General features: G+C 65.1%; 20 protein-coding genes. 13 read left to right on the top strand and 7 right to left on the bottom strand.

Features of this window, described 5'->3' with window-relative positions; all coding sequences use genetic code 11:
- Positions 1–120 precede the first annotated feature (120 nt).
- From JJT62_RS12230 to typA, 4 genes are all read left to right on the top strand, one after another.
- On the top strand, positions 121–1,359 hold the full coding sequence (locus JJT62_RS12230; protein ID WP_202073037.1) for an argininosuccinate synthase: 1,239 nt from the start codon (positions 121–123) through the stop codon (positions 1,357–1,359).
- 277 nt (positions 1,360–1,636) lie between these two features.
- The gene (locus JJT62_RS12225; RefSeq protein WP_202073036.1) at positions 1,637–2,224 is read left to right on the top strand and encodes a hypothetical protein; all 588 of its coding nucleotides are present in this window, start codon (positions 1,637–1,639) and stop codon (positions 2,222–2,224) included.
- 81 nt (positions 2,225–2,305) lie between these two features.
- A complete protein-coding gene (locus tag JJT62_RS12220; RefSeq protein ID WP_202073035.1) occupies positions 2,306–3,190 on the top strand; it encodes a DUF1259 domain-containing protein in 885 nt (294 codons plus the stop codon).
- A gap of 234 nt (positions 3,191–3,424) precedes the next feature.
- Entirely contained in the window at positions 3,425–5,248 is a 1,824-nt protein-coding gene (gene typA / locus JJT62_RS12215; protein WP_202073034.1) for a translational GTPase TypA, read from the top strand.
- Positions 5,249–5,291: 43 nt separating this feature from the next.
- Here typA and JJT62_RS12210 read toward each other — a convergent pair whose 3' ends face one another.
- Positions 5,292–5,543, bottom strand: a complete 252-nt coding sequence (locus tag JJT62_RS12210; RefSeq protein ID WP_202073033.1) for a hypothetical protein — start codon at positions 5,541–5,543, stop codon at positions 5,292–5,294.
- Between the two features lie 120 nt (positions 5,544–5,663).
- Between JJT62_RS12210 and JJT62_RS12205 the strand changes: the two genes are divergently transcribed.
- Positions 5,664–5,909, top strand: a complete 246-nt coding sequence (locus JJT62_RS12205; protein ID WP_202073032.1) for a DUF6496 domain-containing protein — start codon at positions 5,664–5,666, stop codon at positions 5,907–5,909.
- A 139-nt stretch (positions 5,910–6,048) separates the two neighbouring features.
- On the opposite strand, the gene JJT62_RS12200 is transcribed toward JJT62_RS12205, so the two are convergent.
- A complete protein-coding gene (locus tag JJT62_RS12200; RefSeq protein ID WP_202073031.1) occupies positions 6,049–6,471 on the bottom strand; it encodes a DsrE family protein in 423 nt (140 codons plus the stop codon).
- 73 nt (positions 6,472–6,544) lie between these two features.
- On the opposite strand from JJT62_RS12200, the gene JJT62_RS12195 reads away from it, so the two are divergent.
- Positions 6,545–7,708, top strand: coding sequence for a hypothetical protein (locus JJT62_RS12195; protein WP_202073030.1), 1,164 nt, complete (start codon positions 6,545–6,547; stop codon positions 7,706–7,708).
- Positions 7,709–7,963: 255 nt separating this feature from the next.
- Here JJT62_RS12195 and smbP read toward each other — a convergent pair whose 3' ends face one another.
- Positions 7,964–8,314, bottom strand: a complete 351-nt coding sequence (gene smbP, locus JJT62_RS12190; RefSeq protein ID WP_202073029.1) for a small metal-binding protein SmbP — start codon at positions 8,312–8,314, stop codon at positions 7,964–7,966.
- Between the two features lie 71 nt (positions 8,315–8,385).
- Complete coding sequence (locus JJT62_RS12185) at positions 8,386–9,408, bottom strand: RluA family pseudouridine synthase (RefSeq protein WP_202073028.1); 1,023 nt, start codon at positions 9,406–9,408, stop codon at positions 8,386–8,388.
- A 78-nt stretch (positions 9,409–9,486) separates the two neighbouring features.
- On the opposite strand from JJT62_RS12185, the gene JJT62_RS12180 reads away from it, so the two are divergent.
- Positions 9,487–10,851, top strand: coding sequence for a TIGR03862 family flavoprotein (locus tag JJT62_RS12180; RefSeq protein ID WP_202073027.1), 1,365 nt, complete (start codon positions 9,487–9,489; stop codon positions 10,849–10,851).
- Here JJT62_RS12180 and JJT62_RS12175 read toward each other — a convergent pair.
- Positions 10,779–11,249 (bottom strand): DUF411 domain-containing protein, encoded by a 471-nt coding sequence (locus tag JJT62_RS12175; protein ID WP_202073026.1) that lies wholly within the window; start codon positions 11,247–11,249, stop codon positions 10,779–10,781. The two genes, JJT62_RS12180 and JJT62_RS12175, sit on opposite strands and share 73 nt — an antisense overlap.
- Before the next feature lie 123 nt (positions 11,250–11,372).
- Here JJT62_RS12175 and JJT62_RS12170 point away from each other — a divergent pair, with 123 nt between their 5' ends.
- The 4 genes from JJT62_RS12170 (at position 11,373) to JJT62_RS12155 (ending at position 16,843) form a co-directional block, all read left to right on the top strand.
- Positions 11,373–11,903 (top strand): Spy/CpxP family protein refolding chaperone, encoded by a 531-nt coding sequence (locus tag JJT62_RS12170; RefSeq protein WP_202073025.1) that lies wholly within the window; start codon positions 11,373–11,375, stop codon positions 11,901–11,903.
- A 178-nt stretch (positions 11,904–12,081) separates the two neighbouring features.
- On the top strand, positions 12,082–12,879 hold the full coding sequence (locus tag JJT62_RS12165) for a creatininase family protein (protein WP_202073024.1): 798 nt from the start codon (positions 12,082–12,084) through the stop codon (positions 12,877–12,879).
- Between the two features lie 55 nt (positions 12,880–12,934).
- The gene (locus JJT62_RS12160; protein ID WP_202073023.1) at positions 12,935–13,795 is read left to right on the top strand and encodes a hypothetical protein; all 861 of its coding nucleotides are present in this window, start codon (positions 12,935–12,937) and stop codon (positions 13,793–13,795) included.
- A 327-nt stretch (positions 13,796–14,122) separates the two neighbouring features.
- Positions 14,123–16,843, top strand: coding sequence for a mechanosensitive ion channel domain-containing protein (locus JJT62_RS12155; RefSeq protein WP_202073022.1), 2,721 nt, complete (start codon positions 14,123–14,125; stop codon positions 16,841–16,843).
- Positions 16,844–17,090: 247 nt separating this feature from the next.
- On the opposite strand, the gene JJT62_RS12150 is transcribed toward JJT62_RS12155, so the two are convergent.
- Complete coding sequence (locus JJT62_RS12150; protein WP_202073021.1) at positions 17,091–18,653, bottom strand: glucan biosynthesis protein; 1,563 nt, start codon at positions 18,651–18,653, stop codon at positions 17,091–17,093.
- A 692-nt stretch (positions 18,654–19,345) separates the two neighbouring features.
- On the opposite strand from JJT62_RS12150, the gene JJT62_RS12145 reads away from it, so the two are divergent.
- Positions 19,346–20,491, top strand: coding sequence for a type III PLP-dependent enzyme (locus tag JJT62_RS12145; RefSeq protein ID WP_202073020.1), 1,146 nt, complete (start codon positions 19,346–19,348; stop codon positions 20,489–20,491).
- 231 nt (positions 20,492–20,722) lie between these two features.
- Positions 20,723–21,316, top strand: a complete 594-nt coding sequence (locus tag JJT62_RS12140; RefSeq protein ID WP_202073019.1) for a GNAT family N-acetyltransferase — start codon at positions 20,723–20,725, stop codon at positions 21,314–21,316.
- On the opposite strand, the gene JJT62_RS12135 is transcribed toward JJT62_RS12140, so the two are convergent.
- Positions 21,313–21,918 (bottom strand): phosphatase PAP2 family protein, encoded by a 606-nt coding sequence (locus JJT62_RS12135; RefSeq protein WP_202073018.1) that lies wholly within the window; start codon positions 21,916–21,918, stop codon positions 21,313–21,315. The genes JJT62_RS12140 and JJT62_RS12135 overlap by 4 nt on opposite strands.
- Positions 21,919–22,130: the final 212 nt, after the last annotated feature.

Below are 22,130 nucleotides of genomic sequence, written 5' to 3'. Positions count from 1 at the left end.
GAATGACGCCCTCTGTCATCCCCGGCGGGCGCTGACCGCTCGCAACCCTAGGCCCAACGCTTGCGCGCGGCGGCGGCGGGCTTATAACGGCGCCGACCAAGCACCAATACCGAGCCCGACATGACCCGCGCCAAGAAAGACATCAAGAAGGTCGTCCTCGCCTATTCCGGCGGCCTCGACACCTCCATCATCCTCAAATGGCTGCAGACGACCTATGGCGCGGAGGTCATCACCTTCACGGCCGATCTCGGCCAGGGCGAGGAACTGGGCCCGGCGCGCGAAAAGGCGCTGCTCCTCGGCGTGAAGCCCGAGAACATCTTCATCGAGGATCTGCGCGAGGAATTCGTGCGCGACTACGTCTTCCCGATGTTTCGCGCCAATGCCGTCTATGAGGGGCTGTATCTTCTCGGCACCTCCATCGCCCGTCCGCTGATCGCGAAAAAGCAGATCGAGATTGCCCGCAAAATGGGGGCGGACGCCGTTTGCCACGGCGCGACCGGCAAGGGCAACGATCAGGTGCGCTTCGAGCTCGGCTATTATGCGCTGGAGCCCGACATCACAGTGATCGCGCCCTGGCGCGAATGGGACTTCCATTCCCGCACCGATCTCATCGCCTTCGCCGAGGCGCATCAGATTCCCATATCCAAGGACAAGCGCGGCGAGGCGCCGTTCTCCACCGACGCCAATCTCCTGCACACCTCCTCCGAGGGCAAGGTGCTGGAAGACCCGGCGCAGGAGACGCCGGACTACGTCTATTCGCGCACCGGCCATCCCGAAGATGCGCCGAACGAGCCGCAATATATCACCATCGATTTCGAGAAGGGCGATGCGGTGGCGGTCGATGGCGTGGCGCTGACGCCGGCGGCGCTGCTCGCCAAGCTCAATGAGCTGGGTCGCCAGCACGGCATTGGCCGTCTCGACCTCGTCGAGAACCGTTTCGTCGGCATGAAGTCGCGCGGCATGTATGAGACGCCCGGCGGCTCGATCCTGCTCGTCGCCCACCGCGGCATCGAGAGCATCACGCTCGACCGCGGCGCGGCGCATCTCAAGGATGAGCTGATGCCGCGCTATTCGGAGCTGATCTACAACGGCTTCTGGTTCTCGCCGGAGCGCGAGATGCTGCAGGCCGCGATCGACAAGAGCCAGGAGCTCGTCACCGGCCGCGTGCGGCTCAAGCTCTACAAGGGATCAGCGGCGCTCGTCGGCCGCGAGAGCCCGTGGTCGCTCTATGACCAGGATCTCGTGACCTTTGAGGAAGGCGGCACCTACGACCAGCGCGACGCCGAAGGCTTCATCAAGCTCAATGCGCTGCGGCTGCGCACGCTTGCCAAGCGCGCGGCGCGCGGGGCGAAGAAGTAACCGGACGAGGCGCTCTCCCCTTATGGGCGAAGGGAGTCATGCCGTTTCCGTTTTGAATAGCTCGCATGGGGCCTTGTCATTCCCGATGGGCCGAAGGCCCGATCGGGAATCCAGAGCCACAAAAGCGCTGGTTTTGCTCTGGATTCCCGATCGCTCGCTGCGCGAGCGTCGGGAATGACATCGAACCAATCAAGCGGATTCCGTATCTCGGCGGCCATGACGAGGGCGGTGACATGAGAATGTATGCTTTCGGTAATAGTTTTTTCGAGGCTTGTCGGTGACTGGGTCCAGGCTTCTGGCTTTTTTCACGCCCTTCGGCGCGTCGAACCTCGTCTTGTCCGCCTGCGTCGGACTTGCCGCCGCGCTGTGGTTTGCCGGCCTGCGGCGACCCGCAGCGGCTTTCATCTTCTCCGCGGGCCTCTGCGCGGCGCTGATCTCTTTCGGCAAGATCGTCTTCCTGGCCATCCATGGGTTAGGCGGGCTTTACAGTCCCAGCGGACATGCCGCGCTGGCCTGCTTCTTCTTCTGCTCGTTCGGCAGAATGGCGCTCGCGGCCCGGTCCCCGGCGGGCTATTTTTTCGCCGCCGCGTCCTGGTCGGTCGCCCTTTTGGTGTTCTTCAATCGCTTCCTCGTGGGCGGCCACACTTTCCCCGATACGGTCGTCGGCGCGTCGGTCGGACTGGCTTGTTTCGCGCTGTTTTTCCGTCTTGCCGGCCCGTTCGACGTCAAGGCGCGTCTCCAGGCGGTCGCGCCGACGCTCGCCTTCACGGCCTCTGTCGCGAGCTATCTCGCCTTCGGCGCGAACATCTCAGAGGGGGGGCTGTTCAAAGCCGCCTTCTGGCTCAGGGAAAATCTCGGCCTGTAGCAAGGCGCGACCTTTTCCCAGCGCGCCGGCGCGCGCGGCCCTATTTCGCTGGAGGGGAGGCCTTCAACGAAAGGGAAGCCAATGCGAAAGATCCCTGCGACCTTGGCGCTCTTTGCGCTTGTGTTGTCGTCGCCGGCCGCGCCCGCCGAATTCGACTGGTCCCGCGTCGACGCCGCCTTCGGCAAAAAGCCGATCGTCAGCGGCGCCGTCCACAAATATGGGCTGCCGCGAAGTGATCTCCACGTCACCCTCGACGGCGTGGACATCAAGCCGGCGCTCGCGCTTGGAGGGTGGGTCGCCTTCGAGCCGATGGGTCGCGACGCCATGATGATGGGCGATCTGGTCTTGACCGAGCCCGAGATCAATCCGGTGATGGAGTCGCTGCTCGCCGCCGGGGTGCAAATCACCGGCGTCCATAATCATCTCCTGCGGGCGCAGCCAGCGACTTTCTACATGCATGTCTCCGCGGAGGGCGATCCCGCAAAACTCGCGCAATTGGTCCGGGACGCTCTGGGGGCGTCGGGCACGCCTTTCGAGGCTTCCAGCGGCGGCCAACAAGCCCCGGAGCTTGGCTTCGACGCGGCCCGGCTAGACGAAGCCCTTGGCGCCCACGGCAAGAATAATGGCGGCGTCTATCAATTCAGCTTCCCGCGCGGCGACCAGATAAGGGCCGGCGGCATGACCGTCGCCCCGGCGATGGGCACGGCGACGGCCCTTAATTTCGAACCCACCGGCGGCGGAAAGGCGGCGATCAGCGGCGATTTTGTCGCCGAGGCCAGGGAGGTCGAGCCGCTGCTGAAAGCGCTCCGCTCGAACGGCGTCGAGGTCACGGCGCTTCACAACCACATGCTCGACGACGAGCCGAGGCTTTTCTTCGTGCATTTCTGGGCCAATGACGACGCCGTGAAGCTGGCGCACGCTTTGCGCGCCGGCCTGGACGCGGTGCACGCCCCGGAGAGAAGCTAGCCTCAGGAGCCTCGCGAGCCGCTCCCCACCATAGCGGCGGGGAGCATCCAAAGGCAGAAAACGAGCTAAACCCATGCTGGAGGGCGCTCAACGCGCCCCGATCCGCCCTTTTCTATTCCCTTCGCCGCCCCGCTCCTGTAAAAGCCGCCGCATCGCAACAAAAGTCGCCGCCGCGTCTTCCGGGCCAGTTCAAGCCTGACGGAACGGGTCGCGGCTGTTTACTCGAAAGCCGCCATGCAGCTTCGCAATATCGCCATCATCGCCCACGTCGACCACGGCAAGACCACGCTTGTCGACCGCCTCCTCCAGCAGTCGGGCGCGTTCCGCGACAACCAGCGCGTCGCCGAGCGCGTGATGGATTCGAATGATCTCGAAAAAGAGCGCGGCATCACCATCATGGCCAAGGCCACGTCCATCACCTGGAAGGACGTGCGCATCAACATCGTCGACACCCCCGGCCACGCCGATTTCGGCGGCGAGGTCGAGCGCATTCTCTCCATGGTCGACGGCGCCATCGTGCTGGTGGACGCCGCCGAAGGCCCCATGCCGCAGACGAAATTCGTTGTCGGCAAGGCGCTGAAGATCGGCCTGAAGCCCATCGTCTGCGTCAACAAGGTCGACAAGCCCGACGCGCGCGTCTCGGAGGTCGTCAACGAGGTCTTCGATCTCTTCGCCGCCCTCGACGCCACCGACGAGCAGCTCGACTTCCCGATCATCTACGGCTCCGCCAAGCAGGGCTGGATGGCCGAGGAGCCGACCGGACCGCAGGACGGCATGGCTCCGCTGTTCGATCTCGTGCTCAAGCATGTGCCGGAGCCTACGGTCGAAGAAGGCGGCTTCCGCATGCTCGGCACGCTGCTCGAAGCGAACCCCTATCTCGGCCGCATCATTACCGGCCGCGTTTTCTCCGGCAGCGTGAAGCCGAACCAGGCCGTGAAGGTTCTCGACCGCACGGGCAAAGTGGTCGAGCAGGGTCGCGTCTCCAAGATCCTCGCTTTCCGCGGCATCGAGCGCCAGCCGATCGATGAGGCGGAAGCCGGCGACATCGTCGCCATTGCGGGCCTCGAAAAGTTCAACGTCGCCGACACGCTTTGCGCGCTCGAAGTCAATGAGCCGCTGCAGGCGCAGCCGATCGATCCGCCGACCCTCTCCATGACCTTCCTCGTCAACGACAGCCCGCTGGCGGGCACGGAAGGCGACAAGGTCACGAGCCGCATGATCCGCGCGCGGCTGATGAAGGAGGCCGAAGGCAATGTCGCGCTTCGCGTGGAAGACGCGCCGATGGGCGACGCCTTCATCGTCTCGGGCCGCGGCGAATTGCAGCTCGGCATTCTGATCGAGACAATGCGCCGCGAGGGCTTCGAGCTGGGCGTGTCGCGCCCCAAGGTCGTCTTCAAGCGCGGCGAGGGCGACGAGATACTGGAGCCGATCGAGGAAGTCGTCATCGACGTCGACGAGGAACATTCCGGCGTCGTCGTGCAGAAAATGGCCGAGCGCAAGGCCGAGATGATCGAAATGCGCCCCTCGGGCGGCAATCGCCTGCGCCTCGTGTTCCACGCGCCGACGCGGGGCCTCATCGGCTACCAGGGCGAATTGCTCACCGACACGCGCGGCACGGCGATCATGAACCGCCTGTTCCACAGCTACGCGCCCTATAAGGGCGAGATTCAGGGCCGCCGCAACGGCGTGCTGATCTCGAACGATCAGGGCGAGGCCGTGGCCTACGCCATGTGGAAGCTGGAAGATCGTGGCCCGATGATGATCGAGCCCGGCTGGAAGGTCTATCGCGGCATGATCGTCGGCGAGCACACGCGCGACAATGACCTCGAAATCAATGTGCTCAAGGGCAAGCAGCTCACCAACATCCGCACGCAATCGAAGGACGAAGCGGTGCGCCTGACGCCGCCGATCCAGATGACGCTCGAAAAGGCGCTGGCCTATATCGAGGACGACGAGCGGGTGGAAGTGACGCCGAAGTCGATCCGCCTGCGCAAGGTCTATCTCGATCCGAACGACCGCAAGAAGTTCGGCAAGGCGAAGGCCGCGCTGGTGGAGTGAAGATAAACGTCGCGCGCGGCGACCCCGTTGGTCGGCCGCGCGCTCAATATTCGTCGAGCATGTAGCACTCGAAATCCCGGTTGAACCCGCTACGCCAGCCTTTCAAGTCCCAGCGATAGCCGGGCGGCGGGTTGGGGCCGCAATCGCCGGCATAGGACGGCTGCGCGCGGTGTATTCTGGCCGGCGGCCTTGGAAGCCAGATAGTTTGCGCGAGCGCCTCGCTCGCGAATGTGACGATCAAGAGCGCGATCGCGACCGTCTTGCAAAGGCGCGTGGGTTGGCGGCTCGACCACATTTCCGACCTCCCGGTGGGCCACATGATCGAATAACGCGCGCTGGGGCGCGAAGGTTTCGATTTAGGATCATCCGCCTTCGCGATGCGTTCAGTCAGCATTCCTCGAGCGGGAGCGCTGTCATGCCCAAGCAGTCGCCGGAACAGAAGAAAACCGTGAGCCGCGTCATGCATGAATACAAGCATGGCGAACTCGAGAGCGGCGCCGGCAAGAAGGTCGAGAATCCAAGACAAGCCGTCGCCATCGCCCTGCATGAGGCCGGAGCCTCCAAGGAGGAAACGCCTCAGAAGAATGCGGAGAACCTCCGCAAGACCAAGGCGAAGGAACGCAGCGGCAAGACGGCTAAGGCCCAAAAAGAGGGCGGTTAGGGGCTGTCATCCTCGACGCTCGCAAAGCGAGCGATCGGTGATCCAGGGCAACCAGCGCTATCTTGGCTCTGGATTCCCGATCAGGCCTGCGGCCTGTCGGGAATGACAAGTCCAAACGCCAGTCGTTCAAACGATCTTGTTAGGGCCGAATGTAGAGATAGCCGTCGCGTTGCAACTCCGCGAGACGGACCGTGCCGGCTTCGACCACCTGAAAGCCGGGCGTCAAATCCTTCTCTTCCACATTGTGCCCACGCAAGGCGACCGCGCAGATGTAAGGAGTCATTCCGCGCTTCGAGAGACTCGCGAAGCGCTCCTGCGTGACGCTTGACCCGTCGCGATGGAACGCGCGGACGGCGGGGCCGTGCACGACGAGGGCGAGCGCCGTGGGGGCGGTCGCGTGTTCGTAATGCACGCGCATATTGTGCAGGACGAAGTCGGCCTTCTCGAAATCCGAGAGGTGATAGACCACCTTCATCGGCGCGCGTTCCTCGCTCGCCCGCGCAACGCCGAACCAGCCGGCCGCCGCCACTAAAGCCCCCCGGAAAACCCCGCGTCGATCCATGTGCGCCAGCCCTCATGCGAGACGAGCGAATTATGGCATAGTCCGCGACAGGTCAGAAGCAGGGGAGGGGCGCGTGCGATTCCTGGCATTTCTCTTCGTGGCGGCCGCAGCCGTTGCGCCCTTTACCGCTGCGGCGGACGAGCCCTCGCGCGTCGAGAAGTTGATCTTCGCGCAGGGCAAGCTCTGTTTCGCAAGGGTCTATGATTCCGCGCATCTCGCCGCGCATCCGCATCAGAGGGTCGAGCGGCTGTTTTTCATGGTCGGCAAGGACAAGGCCTCGACCTATTGGGAGGACCCCAATCTGCGCCACAGCGAGGAAAGCCCGCATAAGCACGCGAACCCCGAAGCGGACGCCTCGAACCGCGACACGACCCATGTCGCGGCGCTCGTCACCCTTCGCGGCGCCAAAAAGCCCGAGAATGTCTCCGGCTGGTGCTACAAAAACGATTACGACGACAAGTCGAAAGCCAGCCTGCAATGCGGCGGCGAGTGCGATCGCCATATTGGCGGCCTGCGCGCGGAGGACGATGCGCATGTAATCGTCGATGGAGTTGGCGCGGATCTTCTGCTGGATCCCGAGGATGAGGAAGCGGGCGACGTCACATCGCGGCTCGGCGCCGACGACAAGAGTTTCCGCCTGGAGCGGCGGCCGATCGAGGACTGTGTCGCGGAGGCGAACAAGACCAATTCGCCCTACGCCGGCCTGGGCGCGCCGCTGCGCGAGCGGCTCAAACCCGACGTTCCGTTCTGCTATGGCCGCGATTATTCGACCCAGCATCTGGCGTCGCATCCGCAGCAGCAGACGGTTTCCGTTCGTGTGTCGCGCGACCTCCGGCAGATCGATGCGGACCGCGCGAAAAAGCTTCTGCCGGATTGGCCGGACGGCGCGAGCGTCTCGGCGTCGGTGACGACGCGAAAGAACGGCAAGCCGGCGACGCTCAAATATAATTGCACGCCTTTCGAGGATCAGTGGCAATGCAGCGCTGCCTTCTGCAAGACGGGCAGTGAGGCGGATTGCGCGCCGCAAGACATCGAGAACGCCAAGGCCACGGGCTGCACGACCGGCGAAACGCGCACCATTTATCTGCGGCGCGGCGAAAAGGATTTCATGATGCTCGGCAACGCCAATATGGGCCTGCAGCTCGAAGCCTATTGCGGGCAAGAGAAAAAGACGCAGAGCGACGACAAGGTCTATCGTCTGGAGCCGATGCCGCTCTCCGCCTGCGAGGGGCGGTGAGGGAGGCGTCATCTGTGCGTAGGGTCGCACCACACCGTCATGGCCGGGCTCGTCCCGGCCATCCACGCCGGGCAATGGCGGCTCACCTGGTCGGATTGGTCTTGGCGTAAAACACGGTCCCGTCCCTAGGTCAGCCATGCCCATCGGCGTGGGTGGCCGGGACAAGCCCGGCCATGACGGTTCTGAGATGCGTGATCCTATAGCGCTTGCGGGGATGGGTCGGCGTAGGGGCCAACGCTATAATGGCCCCCCAAATCACTTCACCGCTTCGAACTGCTCCAGAGCGAATTCCGCCTGTTCGGTCGCCTTGGCGATGCGCTTCTCGGAATTCGTCCCCTTCGCGAGCTTCACCGCCTTGCGCATCAGCTTGATGCCCTTGCGGATCTCGTCGACGGGCGTTTGCCAGACAGCGCTGCGCGCGCGGTCGATCGCTTGATCGGCGTGCTCGACGAAAGAGCCGGCCTGGAGCTGCTTGCCGGCCGCAATGGCTTCCCTGGTTTCGGTGATCGCGTCTTCCAGATAAGCGGGATCGGCGAAGGCCGGCTGCGCGAAGACCCCGAGGCCCATGCTCATCATGGCGATGATGGTTAACCGGCGCGACAACATATTTTGCCTCCTCGAGCGATGAAAACCCTCTTCGCGTATAGTGCTTATTTTTGCCCCGGCCTCAACTGCGCTCAAATCTGTTCGAGCGCCGCTATCAATGCGGCGAGGTCCTGCGGCAACTCGCTTTCGAACATCATCTCCTCGCCCGTGATCGGATGTTCGAAGCCGAGCGTCGCGGCGTGGAGCGCCTGCCGGCCGAGCTTCTCCACTGCCGCGCGCGCCGCCTCGGGGAGCTTGGCGACCTTGGTTTTGAAGCCCGCGCCATAGGTCGAGTCGCCGATCAGCGGATGGCCGATATGCGCCATATGCACGCGGATCTGATGGGTCCGGCCCGTCTCGAGCTGGCAGCGGATCAGCGACGCGACGCCATAATCGGCGATCTTCTCCCAATGGGTGATCGCCTCGCGTCCGCGCGACTCCGGCACCACGGCCATGCGTTCGCGCTGGATCGAGTGGCGGCCGAGATAGGTTTCGATCGTCCCATGCGCGCGATCGGGAACGCCCCAGACGAAAGCGAGATATTCGCGCGTGAGCGACAGCGTGCGGCCATGGTCGGCAAAGAGCGCCGAGAGGCCATGATGCGCCGCGTCGGTTTTGGCGACGACGAGAAGGCCCGTCGTGTCCTTGTCGATGCGATGCACGATGCCGGGCTTCTTCACGCCCCCGACGCCGGAAAGGCTTTCCCCGCAATGGGCGATGAGCGCGTTGACCAGCGTGCCGCTCTCATGCCCGCTCGCCGGATGCACGACGAGCCCCGCCGGCTTGTCGATGACGATGAGATGCGCGTCCTCATGGACGACGTTGAGCGCAATATCCTCGGCTTGCGGCTCGGCGGGGGCGGGGGGCGGCACGTCGAGCGTCACGGCGTCGCCGGCTAAAAGCTTCTTCGCAGGATCATTCACGGCGGCGCCGCGAAGCGAGACGCGTCCCTCCTCGATCAGCGCCTTGATGCGGCTGCGGGAGAGATGCGCCTCGACGAGCTCCGGCCGCTCGGCCAGAAAGCGGTCGAGCCGCGCGCCGGTCTCGCCCTCCCCGACGACAAAACCGAAGCGTTCGCCCGCTGCGTCATTTTGCTGAATTTCATCCACCGTCATATAAAGTTTACTTCCGCTTGCAGGGGGCCCGTGCTAACTGGGGCGCAACAAAACGCCGGTCAAGAAGCGTGACAAGAGATGGGACAAGTCCATCCGCCATTCGCATTTTCCGCCGCCGTTCGCGTGGAGGCCGCTCACATTAACGCCGCCGCCGCTCCGTTCTGCGCTGTGATCGGCGCCGGGCCCGCCGGGCTTTTCGCCGCCGAGGTCCTTGCCCGCGCTGGCGCGCGCGTCGTTATCTATGAGCACAAGCCGAGCCCCGCGCGCAAATTTTTGATGGCGGGCCGTGGCGGTCTCAATATTACGCACAGCGAAAATCTCGACAGATTCGTCTCGCGCTATGGCGCGGCGGCGAAGCGTCTCGCGCCTTTCGTGCGCGCCTTTCCGCCTCAGGCGCTGCGCGATTTCTGCGCCGAGCTCGGTGAGGTGACTTTCGTCGGCAGCAGCGGCCGGGTCTTTCCGGCGAGCTTCAAGGCGTCGCCCTTGCTGCGCGGCTGGCTCACGCGCCTCGCCCAGCTCGGCGTGACCTTCGCTCTGCGGCATTCCTTCCTGGGCTTTGCCCAAGACGGCGCCCTGCGGCTGAGAGGTCCTGACGGACATGAATTCTCCCGCGCGGCCGGCGCCGTGGTGCTGGCGCTGGGCGGCGCCTCCTGGCCCAAGCTCGGCTCGGAGGGCGGCTGGGTCGGCCTCTTGAAAGCCGCAGGCATCGAGGTGACGCCGCTATCGGCCGCAAACAGCGGCGCGCTTGTTCGCTGGAGTCCGATCTTCCGCGCCGATTTCGAGGGCCAGCCGATCAAGACCGTCCTGCTCCGCCACGGCGAGGCGACGGCGCGCGGCGATATGGTCGTGACCGCCAAGGGGCTCGAGGGCGGGCCGGTTTACGCGCTCTCCTCGCGCCTGCGCGAGGCGGCGAAGACGGATGGCGCGACGACGCTTCTCGTCGATCTGCGTCCCGACACCAGCCAGGTCTGCCTCGCCCGCAAGCTGTCGCGTCGCCCGCCCAAACAGTCTCACGCGACCTTCCTGCGCCGCGCCGGCTTCTCCAAGGCCGAGATCGGCCTTCTGCGGGAGGCGCAGCCGGAGGGCTTGCCGCGAGACGCCGAGGCCCTGGCCACGCTGATCAAGAACGCGCCGCTCAAGGTCTCGGGCGTCGCGGGGCTGGAGCGCGCCATTTCTACGGCGGGCGGCGTCGCCTTCGACGAGGTCGACGCCGATCTCATGCTGAGGAAAATGCCGGGCGTCTTCGTCGCCGGGGAAATGCTCGACTATGACGCGCCGACGGGCGGCTATTTGCTGCAGGCGGCGTTCGCCACGGGACGCGCCGCGGGCAGGGGCGCCGCCCGCTATCTGGGCTTGCTCGACGCGGCCGGTCAGGCGGGCTTGTCTCCGAGCCATTTGCCGAATTCTCGCGCGCCCGAGGCGTCGAACAAATACAGCGTGTAGGTCTCCGGCGGGCCCATCTCCATGCCGGGCGAGCCCATGGGCATGCCGGGCGCGGCGACGCCCGTGACTTTCGGGCGGTCCTTCAGCAATTGGGCGACGGCCTGCGGCGGCACATGGCCTTCGATGACGTAACTGTCCAGCTCAGCGGTGTGGCAGGAGGTCATCGGCTCCGGCACGCCGAGCTTGGCTTTCAAAATGTTCATGTCGGGCTCTTTGATCTCTTCCACGATGAAGCCCGCGGCGCGCATGCGCTCAGCCCAGCCGCCGCAGCAACTGCAGGTCGGGCTCTTGTGCACGATCATCTTCTTGGCGTCCTCGGCGCGCGCGGCGCCCGAGAGAAGCGCGCCAGCGGCGGCGAAAAAGAGCGTCGCCTGGCGACGGGAAATTTCGAGCGGCACAGATAGGTTCCTTTGTCCGGTTGGGTCTCATGCCGAAGGTAGTGCGACATTACCGAACTTTAAATTGCCGAGCGCGAGCTGAAACGAAACAATCCGGGCGTGGACAGTGATTTAGGACATCTCATGCGTCAGTCTCTTCTTGTTATCGCCACAGCCTTCTCTCTTTGCGGCGCGGCGGCCGCCCAAGCCGCGCAGCCGGCGAACGCCGAGCCATTCGTGCATCCGCCGCACCCATCCGTGCAGGACATCGCCGCCTTTTCCGACGCCCGCATCGCCGCATTGAAGGCGGGTCTCCAACTCAAATCCGACCAGGAGAAAAACTGGCCTGCGCTCGAAACGGCGCTGCGCGACATCGCCAAGGCGCGCATCGCGCATCTCGCCGAGAGGCGCGACAAGGCGCCGCCGGCTCCTGACTCGGACGCCCTCGGCGCCTTGCAGCGGCGGGCGCAACATATGGTCGCGCACGCCGGCGAATTGGAAAAGATCGCCGCCGCCGCCAAGCCGCTCTACGACAGCCTCGACGAGGCGCAGAAGCGCCGGTTCGGCGCGCTCGTCGAAGGGGCGGTCGACCCGCATAGGGGCCATCACATGGGCGGCCACCCGGGGCATATGGGCGGCAGGGGACCGGGAGAGTTCGGCGCCGGTCCCGACTGATCGATGAGGCGCGTCTGAAGACGCGCGGTCCGCGTGATGGACCGCGAGCCTTCAGGCTCGCATTTCTCAAGACGCGGCGCGCGCCGTCGCCGCTTTGTCAACAGCCTGAGCGCGCCTGAAGGCGCGCGGTCCGGCCTTCAGGCTCGCAATTTTGCCGCAGCCGGGCTTTAATCGGCCCATGCTGCCCTCTTGCTTCTGGTCCGAGCTTTCCCTGCGCGACATACGCGCGCATGACATGTCCGGCGTCATCGCCGTGCTGCCCATCGCCGCCGTCGAGCAGCATGGCCCGCATCTGCCGCTCGGCGTCGACGCCATGATCATGGAGGGCTGCATCGAGCGCGTCGCGGCGCGCCTGCCCGAAGACCTCGACGCCGTCTTCCTGCCGATGCAGAGCGTCGGCGTCTCGCTCGAACACCGCGACTTCCCCGGCACCTTATGGCTGTCGCAGGAGACGGCCTCTCGCATGCTCCTCGACATCGCCGAAGGCGTCGCGCGCGCCGGCGTGAAAAAACTCGTGCTGATGAATTCGCACGGCGGCAATTCCGCGCTGATCTCCACAGTCGCGCTCGAACTGCGGGCGCATCTCGGCCTTCTCGCAGTCACCTGCTCCTGGGCGCGTTTCGGCTATCCCGACGGGCTCTTCTCGGCGCAGGAGCAGCGCCACGGCATTCATGGCGGCGAGATCGAGACCTCTCTGATGCTCGCCTTCCGGCCCGAGCTGGTCGACATGGGACGCGCCAAGAATTTCCCGCCCGCGACGCTGGATTTCGAGCGCGACTTCGCCTGGCTGCGCGCCGATCGGCCGGCGGGCTTCGGCTGGCTGACGCAGGATCTGTCGCCCTCGGGCGCCATGGGCGACGCCTCCAAAGCGAGCGCCGAAAAGGGCGAGGCGACGGCGGATTATTGGGCGACGGCTTTCATCGAATTGCTGCGCGACGTCGAGGCGTTCGACCTCGCGCGCTTGAAGAGCGAATAGCGCCGCTGGCGGATGGAACAACGCAGGCGGCGCGCGCGCCGCGAGGAGGCCCGCGATGAGCGTCGAGAAGATCGCGCCGCTGCCGCCAGTGGCGACGGATACGCAAAGCTTGCGCGTCGCCCATCGCCCGTCGGTCACGCCGACGACGGCGCCCAACGCGCCGCCGCCGACAATAGCGGGCGCCCCGGCCGAGGGCATGTCGCATCTTTTCGACAGCCTTGTTCTTCCCGTGCCGGATATGAGCAGCGGCGAGGACCGTTTGCTTTCAGTCGCCGCCGCCAAGGCCTCCTATGCGCAGGAGGCGGTCCGGCCGATGAATGCCGAGCTGCGGGACGGCCGGCTGACCGAACAGTCGATCCTGCGCGAAGTCGAAATCTTGCTGCGCGGCGCGGCGGAGGAGCGCGGCGTCCCCGTCCGCCGGTTGATCGAAACCGCGAGCCAGATTTCGCCCGATCGGCTGCCGTCGCAAAATTCGCCTCAGTCCGTCTATGCGCTCAAGGCGCGCGTGCCCGCCTATGACGCCGCCGGCGGCCTGCGCTTGTTCGATCTCTATCTGGCGCGCGTCGACGCCGACCGGTGGGAGGCGACTGCATTTGCGCATGAGCCGGCCAGAGGCGGGGCGGCATTTCCCTATCAGGCGCCCACGATCGACACCTATCGCCTGCTCATCGACCCCGGCGCGGGGCTCGTTCTCGCCAGCGTCATGGAGCAAGTGATTCCGCGCCCCATCGTGCGGCCGTCCGATACGCCAATTCTTTCCCCAACGGCCCTGCGCGGCATGGTGATCGCGGCGGTTCTCGCGGCGATCGCGCTGCTGCTGGCCAATCTATTTTCCTGGCGCATTGCGGCGCTTTTCGCCGCTGCGGGGGTCGGCTTCCTGGCGCGCGTCCTCTTCGAGCGGAAGCCGCGCTCCTAGCAATGTCCTCGTCATGGCCGGGCTTGTCCCGGCTATCCACGCCGAGCGAATGACAGCAAACGCTGGGCATTCATGGGAATGTTTGCGTCGACGAGAGGCGACAGGACTTCCAAGATCGCAAACCCCGCAAGAACTTAATCCATAGCGACGACACCCCAAGTTTTGCCGTGCCCCTCGGCGTGGGTGGCCGGGACGAGCCCGGCCATGACGGTCCCCGAGATGTGTGGCTCTAACTGGAAAGCGCCGTGCCGCACATCAGTTGAGCTACTTGAGCTTTAGAGTCTCCTAAGCTAGGCCAAAGCCTAAGTTTGGCCCGACGAGGGAAAAATGGATAAACAAAACGTCGTTCGGCAATCCCGGACGACTTCGCTCTGGCAGCCGGCGTTAGCGGCTCTGGCGGTGGCGCTGGCGGTGATCGTCGCGGCGGTCGTCGCCGAACGGATCGACCGCAATAATTGGCTGGAAAAACAGCGCGAGGATGCGGTCGTCGAGCTGGAGGCGATGAGCAGCGGGGCGACGCGCGACCTCACGCAAAAGGTCGCCGTCGTGCAGGGCCTCAGCGCATTGGTCGGCGCTAATCCGAATATCGACCAGCAAGCCTTCGCCAATTACATCCGCCCGTTCATCCGCGAGAATCCCGATCTGCGCCGGGTGTTCCTGGTGAAGAACGGGAAAGTGGCGCGGATCGAGCCCTATACCGAAAACCGCGCGGCGATCGATCGCATCGAGACGCATATTCTAGCCTCCGAACCCGCCATCGCGCGGGCGATCGAGAAGGGGGCGCCGGCGCTGGTTGGTCCCTTCGCGCTGCGCGACGGCGAGCCGGGCCTGCTTTATACGCGGCCGGTTTTTACGGAAGGAGCGCCGGGCCCCGGCGCCAAGCCCGCTTTCGTCGGCTTGACCGTCGAAGCGGGCCCCAACATCGAATGCAAGCTCGGGCTGTGCGAGCCTCGCCCGAAATACCGCATGGCGATGAAGATTTTCGTCGATCAGCAATATCGCGGGATGTTGCGCGGCGATCCGAGCCTCTTCGACGCCGCCGCGCAGCCGGCGCTCGGCGCCATACGTTTCCCCGGCGTGCGGATCGAGGTTGCCGCGCTGCCGTCGGACGGCTGGAGCCAGGACTCGCCCAATCGCTGGATGATCCGTGGGCTCGCGCTTCTTCTTTCCCTGTTTTGCGGAACGGTCGCGTTCGTCTGGCTGCGCGGCGCGACGGGCTTGCCGCTCGGCAGCCGCCTTTGGGCCTTCGGGGCGTCTGCTTCCGTCTTTCTGGTTCTCCTCGGGCTCGCCACGATCCTCGATCGGCTGGAAGTGAGTCGCGCAGCCGGCGCCTCGCGCGACGCCATGCAGAAGGAGCTCGCGCTCGTCACCAGCCGCGCCACCCGCGACGTGACGGAAGAATTGTCGGTCAGCAGCAATCTGTCGGCCTTTGTCTCGGCGCATCCGGATTTCTCCGAGGCCGAGTTCCGCCAGTTCGCCCAGCGGCTCCGGCGCGCGAACCCCGACCTCATGTCGATTCGTCTGGCGCGCGGCGGCAAGATCAGCCAGGTCGAACCCGCGGACTCGATCGACCAGGCGCTGATCGGCCACGATCTGGCGCATTCCGCCGCCGACGCCGCCGCCAATCAGCGCGCCATAGAGACGGGAATCCCCGTGTTCTCCGGCCCGGTGAACATGCCCAATGGCGATCAGGCGTTCCTCTATCGGCGGCCCGTGTTTCTGGGAGATCAGCGGCCGTCCGCCGACAATTTCTGGGGCTTCTCCACGGTGCTGATCGACCGCAAGGCGCTCGTCTGCCATCTGGGCGTTTGCGCAGATTCGCAGAAATACCGCTTCGCCATGCGCTTGGAGCAGGACGGAACGCCGCAACCGGCTTTCCAGGGCGATCAGAAGCTCTTCGACGAGGGATCGGACGCGCTGGTCACGGCAGTGCGCCTGCCGGGCGCGCAAATCGACATCGCCGCCGTTCCGTTCGAGGGCTGGTCGGGCGGCGCCGACCGCCGCTGGCTGATCTGGGCGCTGGCGATCCCCTTCGCCTTCGCATCCGCCGGCGGGTTGCTGTTCGTCTTCGCGCGGTGGCCAGAGGCGAGCTTGCGCGTCCTGGTCGGATTAGCGGCTGTCGCCGGCGGCAATATTCTGGCTTATCTCGCGCCCGACATCGAAACGCTGGTGCGGTCGACAGGGCTCGGCGTCGAGAAGGCGGTCTGGCCGAGCATCGTCGCCTGGATCGCCTTTTCTTGCGCCTATACGTTCAATTCCTGGCTCGAGGGCCATGTCTGGAAACAGGTCGCCGACGCCGCCGATCCGCAGCGCGCGCCGGCGATCCTGCGGTCGATCGTTTCCTTTCTGATCTATGGCGTGGCCCTTCTCTGGGCGGGCCACTTTTTGTTCGGCCTGGATCTGCAAGGCGTGGGGCTTACCTCCGGGGTCGTCGGGATCGTGGTTGGTCTCGCGATCCAGAAACTCATTCTCGACTTCTTCGCCGGCGTCATGATCGGCATGGAGAAGCCTTTCGTGCTCGGCGACTGGATCGAAATCTCGAGAGGGGAGATTCGCGGCATGGTCACGGAGATGACTTGGCGCACCACCACGATTCGCACGACCGCGCCGGACTATGTGATGGTGCCCAACTCGGTGCTCGCCGGGGCGACGATCGTCAATCGCTCCCGTCCGGCCTCCTGGTCGGAATCGACGATTATTATCTCGACTTTCGCCGGCGTTCCGACCGCGGATGTTCGCAAGGCGCTGGACGAGGCGATCGCAGCCGCGCTTCCCCATATCGACAACATCAGCCGTGAGAGAGCGCCCCGCGTCGACGTCTACGACAGCAAGGAAGGCCAGATCCAATATATCCTGCGCTTCTACGTCCACTTCGGGTTGAAGAGCGACGCACCTGCGAAAAGCGCCTTGCTCGCGGCGATTCAAGCCGCCTTTGTCGCGCATGACATCGAATTCGCTTGGGGTAGAACGGGCCGCCCCGAAAAGAAAACGCCGACGCTCAACGACGACGGCGCGATGAAGCCGGTCGGCGCTTTCGAGCTTGGCTAAGTTGAGGGGGCGGCGTTCGGGGCGTCCGCCAGCCGGGGCTTCGAATTCGGGCGAACACCGTCATGGCCGCGCTTGTCGCGGCCATCCACGCCGCGCCGACACGAAAAAGCTGGGAACATGAGCGGAAGAACGCCGCTTCTTCTCCCCGCGTGTCGCAATGTCCTGGCGTGGATGCCAGCGACAAGCGCGGGCATGACGCGGCTGCGTGTTTGTTAACCTGAATTCGGAGCGTTGGCCTGCCGGCGCCTCAGGTTCCTGACGGCGCCGTCCAGGGGTAGGTCCAGGTCTCTGTCAGCGTGCGCCCATTGGCGCGCAGAAAGAGCCGCAGATCGGCGGTGTCGCCGGGCTTCACCGAGACGTCGAACAGCGCTCGCAGCCCGTCGATATGTTGATTGGCCGTCACGCTCGCGCGCAGCACACGGCCGGAAGAGGTGGAAGCGATCGCTTCGACCTGCGCCGGATCGGAAACATAGTAGCTGAGGTCGCCGCCGGCAAAATCCACGAGGAAGCGGCGCGCGCCCGGATTGTTCGGCTCGGACGAGCCCAGCGCCCGCGCCGGCGCTTCGAACGTATGGACAACGCGGCCGTTCGGCGCGAGGCGCGGCATGTCGAGCCCCGCGTTGACGCGGTAAGCGAAGGAGAAAGGCTTGTCGGGCTCGGGCGGCGTCGCGGGCGCCCAGCTCGCCACGATATTGTCGTTGGTTTCGTCCGGGGTCGGCAGCTCGATGAGCTCGACGCGGCCCTCGCCCCAATCGCCGACGGGTTCGACGAAATAGCTCGGCCGGTTCTGATAGGCGAGGTCGAGGTCCTGATAGGATTCGAAGGTGCGGTCGCGTTGCAGCAGGCCGAAGCCGCGCGGATTGCGATCGAGAAAGGACGACATGCGTTCGCGCGCCGGATTGCCGAGCGGGCGCCACAGCCACTCGTCCGAGCCGGTGCGAACCAGCAGCCCGTCGGAATCATGCAGCTCGTCGCGGAAGCCGTCGCGCACGCGGCGGTCGTTTTCGCCCGTGAGATACATGGAGGTGAGCGGCGCAAGGCCGAACTTCACGCCCGAGCGGCGCGGAAACAGCGTCGCCTGCACGTCGAGCGTGCTCTCTTGTCCGACCGTCAGATCGAAACGATAGGCCCCCGTCACTGCTTCGCCGTCGAGCAAAGCGTAGATCGTGATGTGGTTGTTGCCCGAAACCGGCGTCTCGACCCAGAATTCGCGGAAGAAGGGGAAGGTCTCCCGGTTCGTGCCCGCTTCGACGCAGAGCGCGCGGGCCGAGAGGCCATATTGCTGATCGCGGCCCAGAAAGCGGAAATAGCTCGCGCCCAGAAACGAGATCGCCTCGTCCTGGACATGGGGATCATTGACCGGGAAATGCAGCCGGAAGCCGGCAAAGCCGGTGTTGACGGCCGGCGCCTTATCGAGCTTCAGCCTGCCATAATCGAACATGGCCGGCGAATAGGGAATCGGCGCGGCGATGCCGTCGCGAATCGTATTGATCGTGACGGCGCGGCGGTAGAGGAAGCCCAGGTGAAAAGTATGGAGCCGGAAGCCGCCAGCGAGATTGGAAAACAGCGCGTGGTCCGGCTTGTAGCGGATGTCGCGCCACGTGTCGAAGTCGAGCGCATCGAAAGGGTCGGGCAGGCGCGGCGCCGCGTCTTCGAAGGGCGCCCGGGCGAGATCGCGCGCGCGCGCCACGACTTCGTCGAAGCCGAATTTCGGCGTGAGGCTCTGGCTCAGCCCATTGCCAGGAAAGGCGATCTGCGCCCCTGACGCGGCCAAGGCGCCAATCATCTGGCGCCGGGTGATGTCGATCATCTCTCAATTACCGGAGCGGCGCGTGTCTTCTGCTCGTGTCATCGCAGGGCGCGGCTGACGCTGCTGTAGCGACAACGCTCCGGTTACGCAAGCCGCGGCTGCTTGCGGCGCTCTTTGGGCGCCGCCGCGCCCACGCTGCGCAAGGGCCGAAAAAATTCCCAACAAAGGTCAAAAAAGGCTTGTGTCGGATCGAAAAGGGCGTATCTACAGCCTTGCCCAAATCGCACGTGCCTGTGGTCGTGTGTCGGTCGGCGGGGATCCGGACAAGAGGCCGGTTAACCACCGTAAAAAAACCGGCAGCCGGAGGCGAACCGGCGAACTCCGCTCTCAGCGGAGGATCGCGACTTAAAGCAACGACGGACCGGGCTTTTTTGGTCTCTGTCAGCCCTCCAAAGGCTGGCTTACCGAAGAGGCTTGTCTTTCTTGCCGGGCGTGCGGAAAGGGTTCTTCCCCTTCCAATCGAGGCTGTTCTGATACCGAGCGACATGCGTCTTCGCATGTTTTTCGTTGTCCGATTGGCCGACGGCGCATCACCGGATCGTTTGCGCGCAAGCGTGGCGATCCTGGATTGCTGGCGCATTCAACCGTCGTCGCGTCTCCACCACGCGCGCGAGGGAACGGCGTCGTGCATCCGCCGAAGCAAACTGGTTCCTGGCGCGGCTCGACCCGCGCCCTTCGAAGGGGATGCCGCAATGACCGACCGTATCCAAGAATTCCTCGCCGAGCGCCGTCGCGCCGGCCGCGACACGGGTCCCTGCCTCGTCGTCGATCTCGATGTCGTGCGCGAGAACTATCTCGGCTTCGCCAAGTCGCTGCCAGACACGCGCGTCTTCTACGCCGTGAAGGCCAATCCGGCGCCGGAAGTGCTCTCGCTGCTCGCGTCGCTGGGCTCCTGCTTCGACACGGCCTCGCTCGTCGAGATCGAGCAGGCGCTCGCCGCCGGCGCCACGCCTGATCGCATCTCCTTCGGCAACACGATCAAGAAGGAGCGCGACATTGCGCGCGCCTTCGAGTTCGGCATCCGCCTCTTTGCGGTCGATTGCGTCGAGGAAGTCGAGAAGATCGCGCGCGCCGCGCCGGGCTCGAAAGTGTTCTGCCGCATCCTCTGCGACGGCTCGGGCGCCGAATGGCCGCTGTCGCGCAAATTCGGCTGCGTCCCGGAGATGGCGACGCGCGTGCTGGAGCATGCGCATCGTCTGGGCCTGCAGGCCTATGGCGTCTCCTTCCATGTCGGCTCGCAGCAGACCGACCCGCGCAAGTGGGACGGCGCGCTGAAGTCGGCGGCCGACATCTTCCGCGACCTCGCGGAGCGCGGCATCAATCTTCAGATGGTCAATCTCGGCGGCGGTTTCCCGACGAAATATCTGAAGAACGTGCCGGCCGTGAAGCAGTATGGCAATGCGATCTTCCGCGCGCTGTCGAAGCATTTCGGCAACCGCATTCCGGAGACGATCATCGAGCCGGGCCGCGGCATGGTCGGCAACGCCGGGATCATCGAGGCGGAAGTCGTGCTAATCTCGAAGAAGTCGGAAGCCGAGGGCGAGCTGCGCTGGGTCTATCTCGACATCGGCAAGTTCAACGGCCTTGCCGAGACGATCGACGAGATGATCCGCTATCCGATTCGCACGGAAGCGGACGGCGCGCCGACCGAGCCTTGCGTCATCGCGGGCCCGAGCTGCGATTCGGTGGACGTGCTCTATGAGAAGGCGCCCTATGCGCTGCCGATTTCGCTCGAGATCGGCACGAAGGTGCTGATCGAGGGAACGGGAGCCTATACGACCACCTATTCGGCGGTCGGCTTCAATGGCTTCCCGCCGCTCGAGACCTTCATCATCTGAGCGATTCACCGCTCGACTCGCAACGTCATGGCCGGGCGCGTCCCGGCCATCCAAGCCAGCGCGATCTCGCATCGCGTGGATGGTGCGCGCGGGTATGAACCTTCGATAAAAGTTGATCCCCTCCGGCAGGCGCCGGCGGCGTGAGAGCAAAATCCCAGTAAACCAGTCCCGTCCGGCGGGCGCTTATACGCGCCAGGCGCGAGGGTCGCTTGTCCTCTGAAGGAGGAACAGATGGCCTTTGAACTTCACACCGACCTTTTCGCGCCCCTCGCAGCCCCCGCGCCGCTGCCGCGCGCTTCCTTTGCGATTCGCGAAGAGACTCCCGCCGATGTCTCCGCGCGCGAGGCGCTGCTGGACGCCGCTTTCGGACCCGCGCGTTTCCTCAAGACCTGCGAAAGGCTGCGCGAGGGCCATGTGCCCGCAGAGGGTCTGGCGCTCGTCGCCAAGGACGACGAGGGCGAGCTGCTCGCGACGATTCGCTTGTGGCCGGTCTTCGCCGGCGGGCGCCGTCCGGCGCTGCTGCTGGGTCCGCTGGCGGTCGCCGAGCACGCCCGTTCGCTGGGGCTCGGCGCGCAGATGATGCGCGCGTCTCTGGATCGCGCGACGGCGCTCGGCCATGGCGCGGTGCTGCTCGTCGGCGACGAACCCTATTATCGCCGATTCGGCTTCGAGCGCCGTTTCACCGAGAATCTGTCGCTGCCCGGCCCGGTGGAGCGCGCGCGCTTTCTGGGGCTGGAGCTCGTCGCGGGCGCGCTCGAAGGGGCGAAGGGCCGCGTGAGCGCGGCGCCTGCCGAGGCGCCGCTGGCGCTGGCGCGCGCGGCCTAGAAAAGCGCGAGCGCGTAAGTCGAGAGCGGGAAGGCGAGGCCGAGGCCGAGCGCAACGCCGGCGATGACGTCGCTCGGATAGTGATGCGCCGTGGCGATTCGCGACCAGGCCATGGAGATCACGAGGAGCACGGCGGAGAGGCTCATCGCCGGCCATGCAAGAACGATCGGCGCCAGCACGCCGGTCAGCGTCATGGCGTGGCCGCTCGGGAAGGAGTGCTCGTCCAGCGTCTTGAGCAGCGAGGGCAGGCGCTGATCGACGTGGAAGGGGCGCTTGCGGCAGAAGCGGCGCTTGATGATCGGATAGAGGATGTGCAGCAGCGCCGCATTGGCGGCGGCGAGCAGCACGACATGCCAGCCCCGCCAGCCCAGCCCGAGGAAGACGATGGTCAGGAGGATCGGATAGATCCAGCCATTGCCGAGCTTGCTCACGCCAATGGCGAGGAAGCGGATGGCCTTGGGCCGCGCCGAGCGGGAGAAGAGGTGAACCGCGGCAAGATCAGCGTCGAGAAGACGTTGCAGCCATTGGCCGGAGAGGCCGGTTTGCGGGAGGGTTGACGCGTCGCGCGTCAGCTTCGCCGCCAGGTCCGTCGTAAACGCCATAACGCAAGGCTAGGGATATTGCGCTGCGTTTTCGCGACGTTGCGACTGCGTTTGCGTGACGGTTGGATTGAGCTTGCGTGACGGCGACGTGATGGTTCAGTGACAGCGTGGCCGTATCACGCCGTCATTGCGAGGAGCGAAAGCGACGAAGCAATCCAGGGCCGTGATGTGGCTCTGGATTGCTTCGCTACGCTCGCAATGACGGTTGGTGG

Origin of the sequence: Methylocystis sp. Sn-Cys, from assembly GCF_016745395.1 — a bacterium.
Taxonomy (GTDB): Bacteria; Pseudomonadota; Alphaproteobacteria; order Rhizobiales; family Beijerinckiaceae; genus Methylocystis; species Methylocystis iwaonis.
This window is presented reverse-complemented; position numbering and strand designations above follow the sequence as displayed.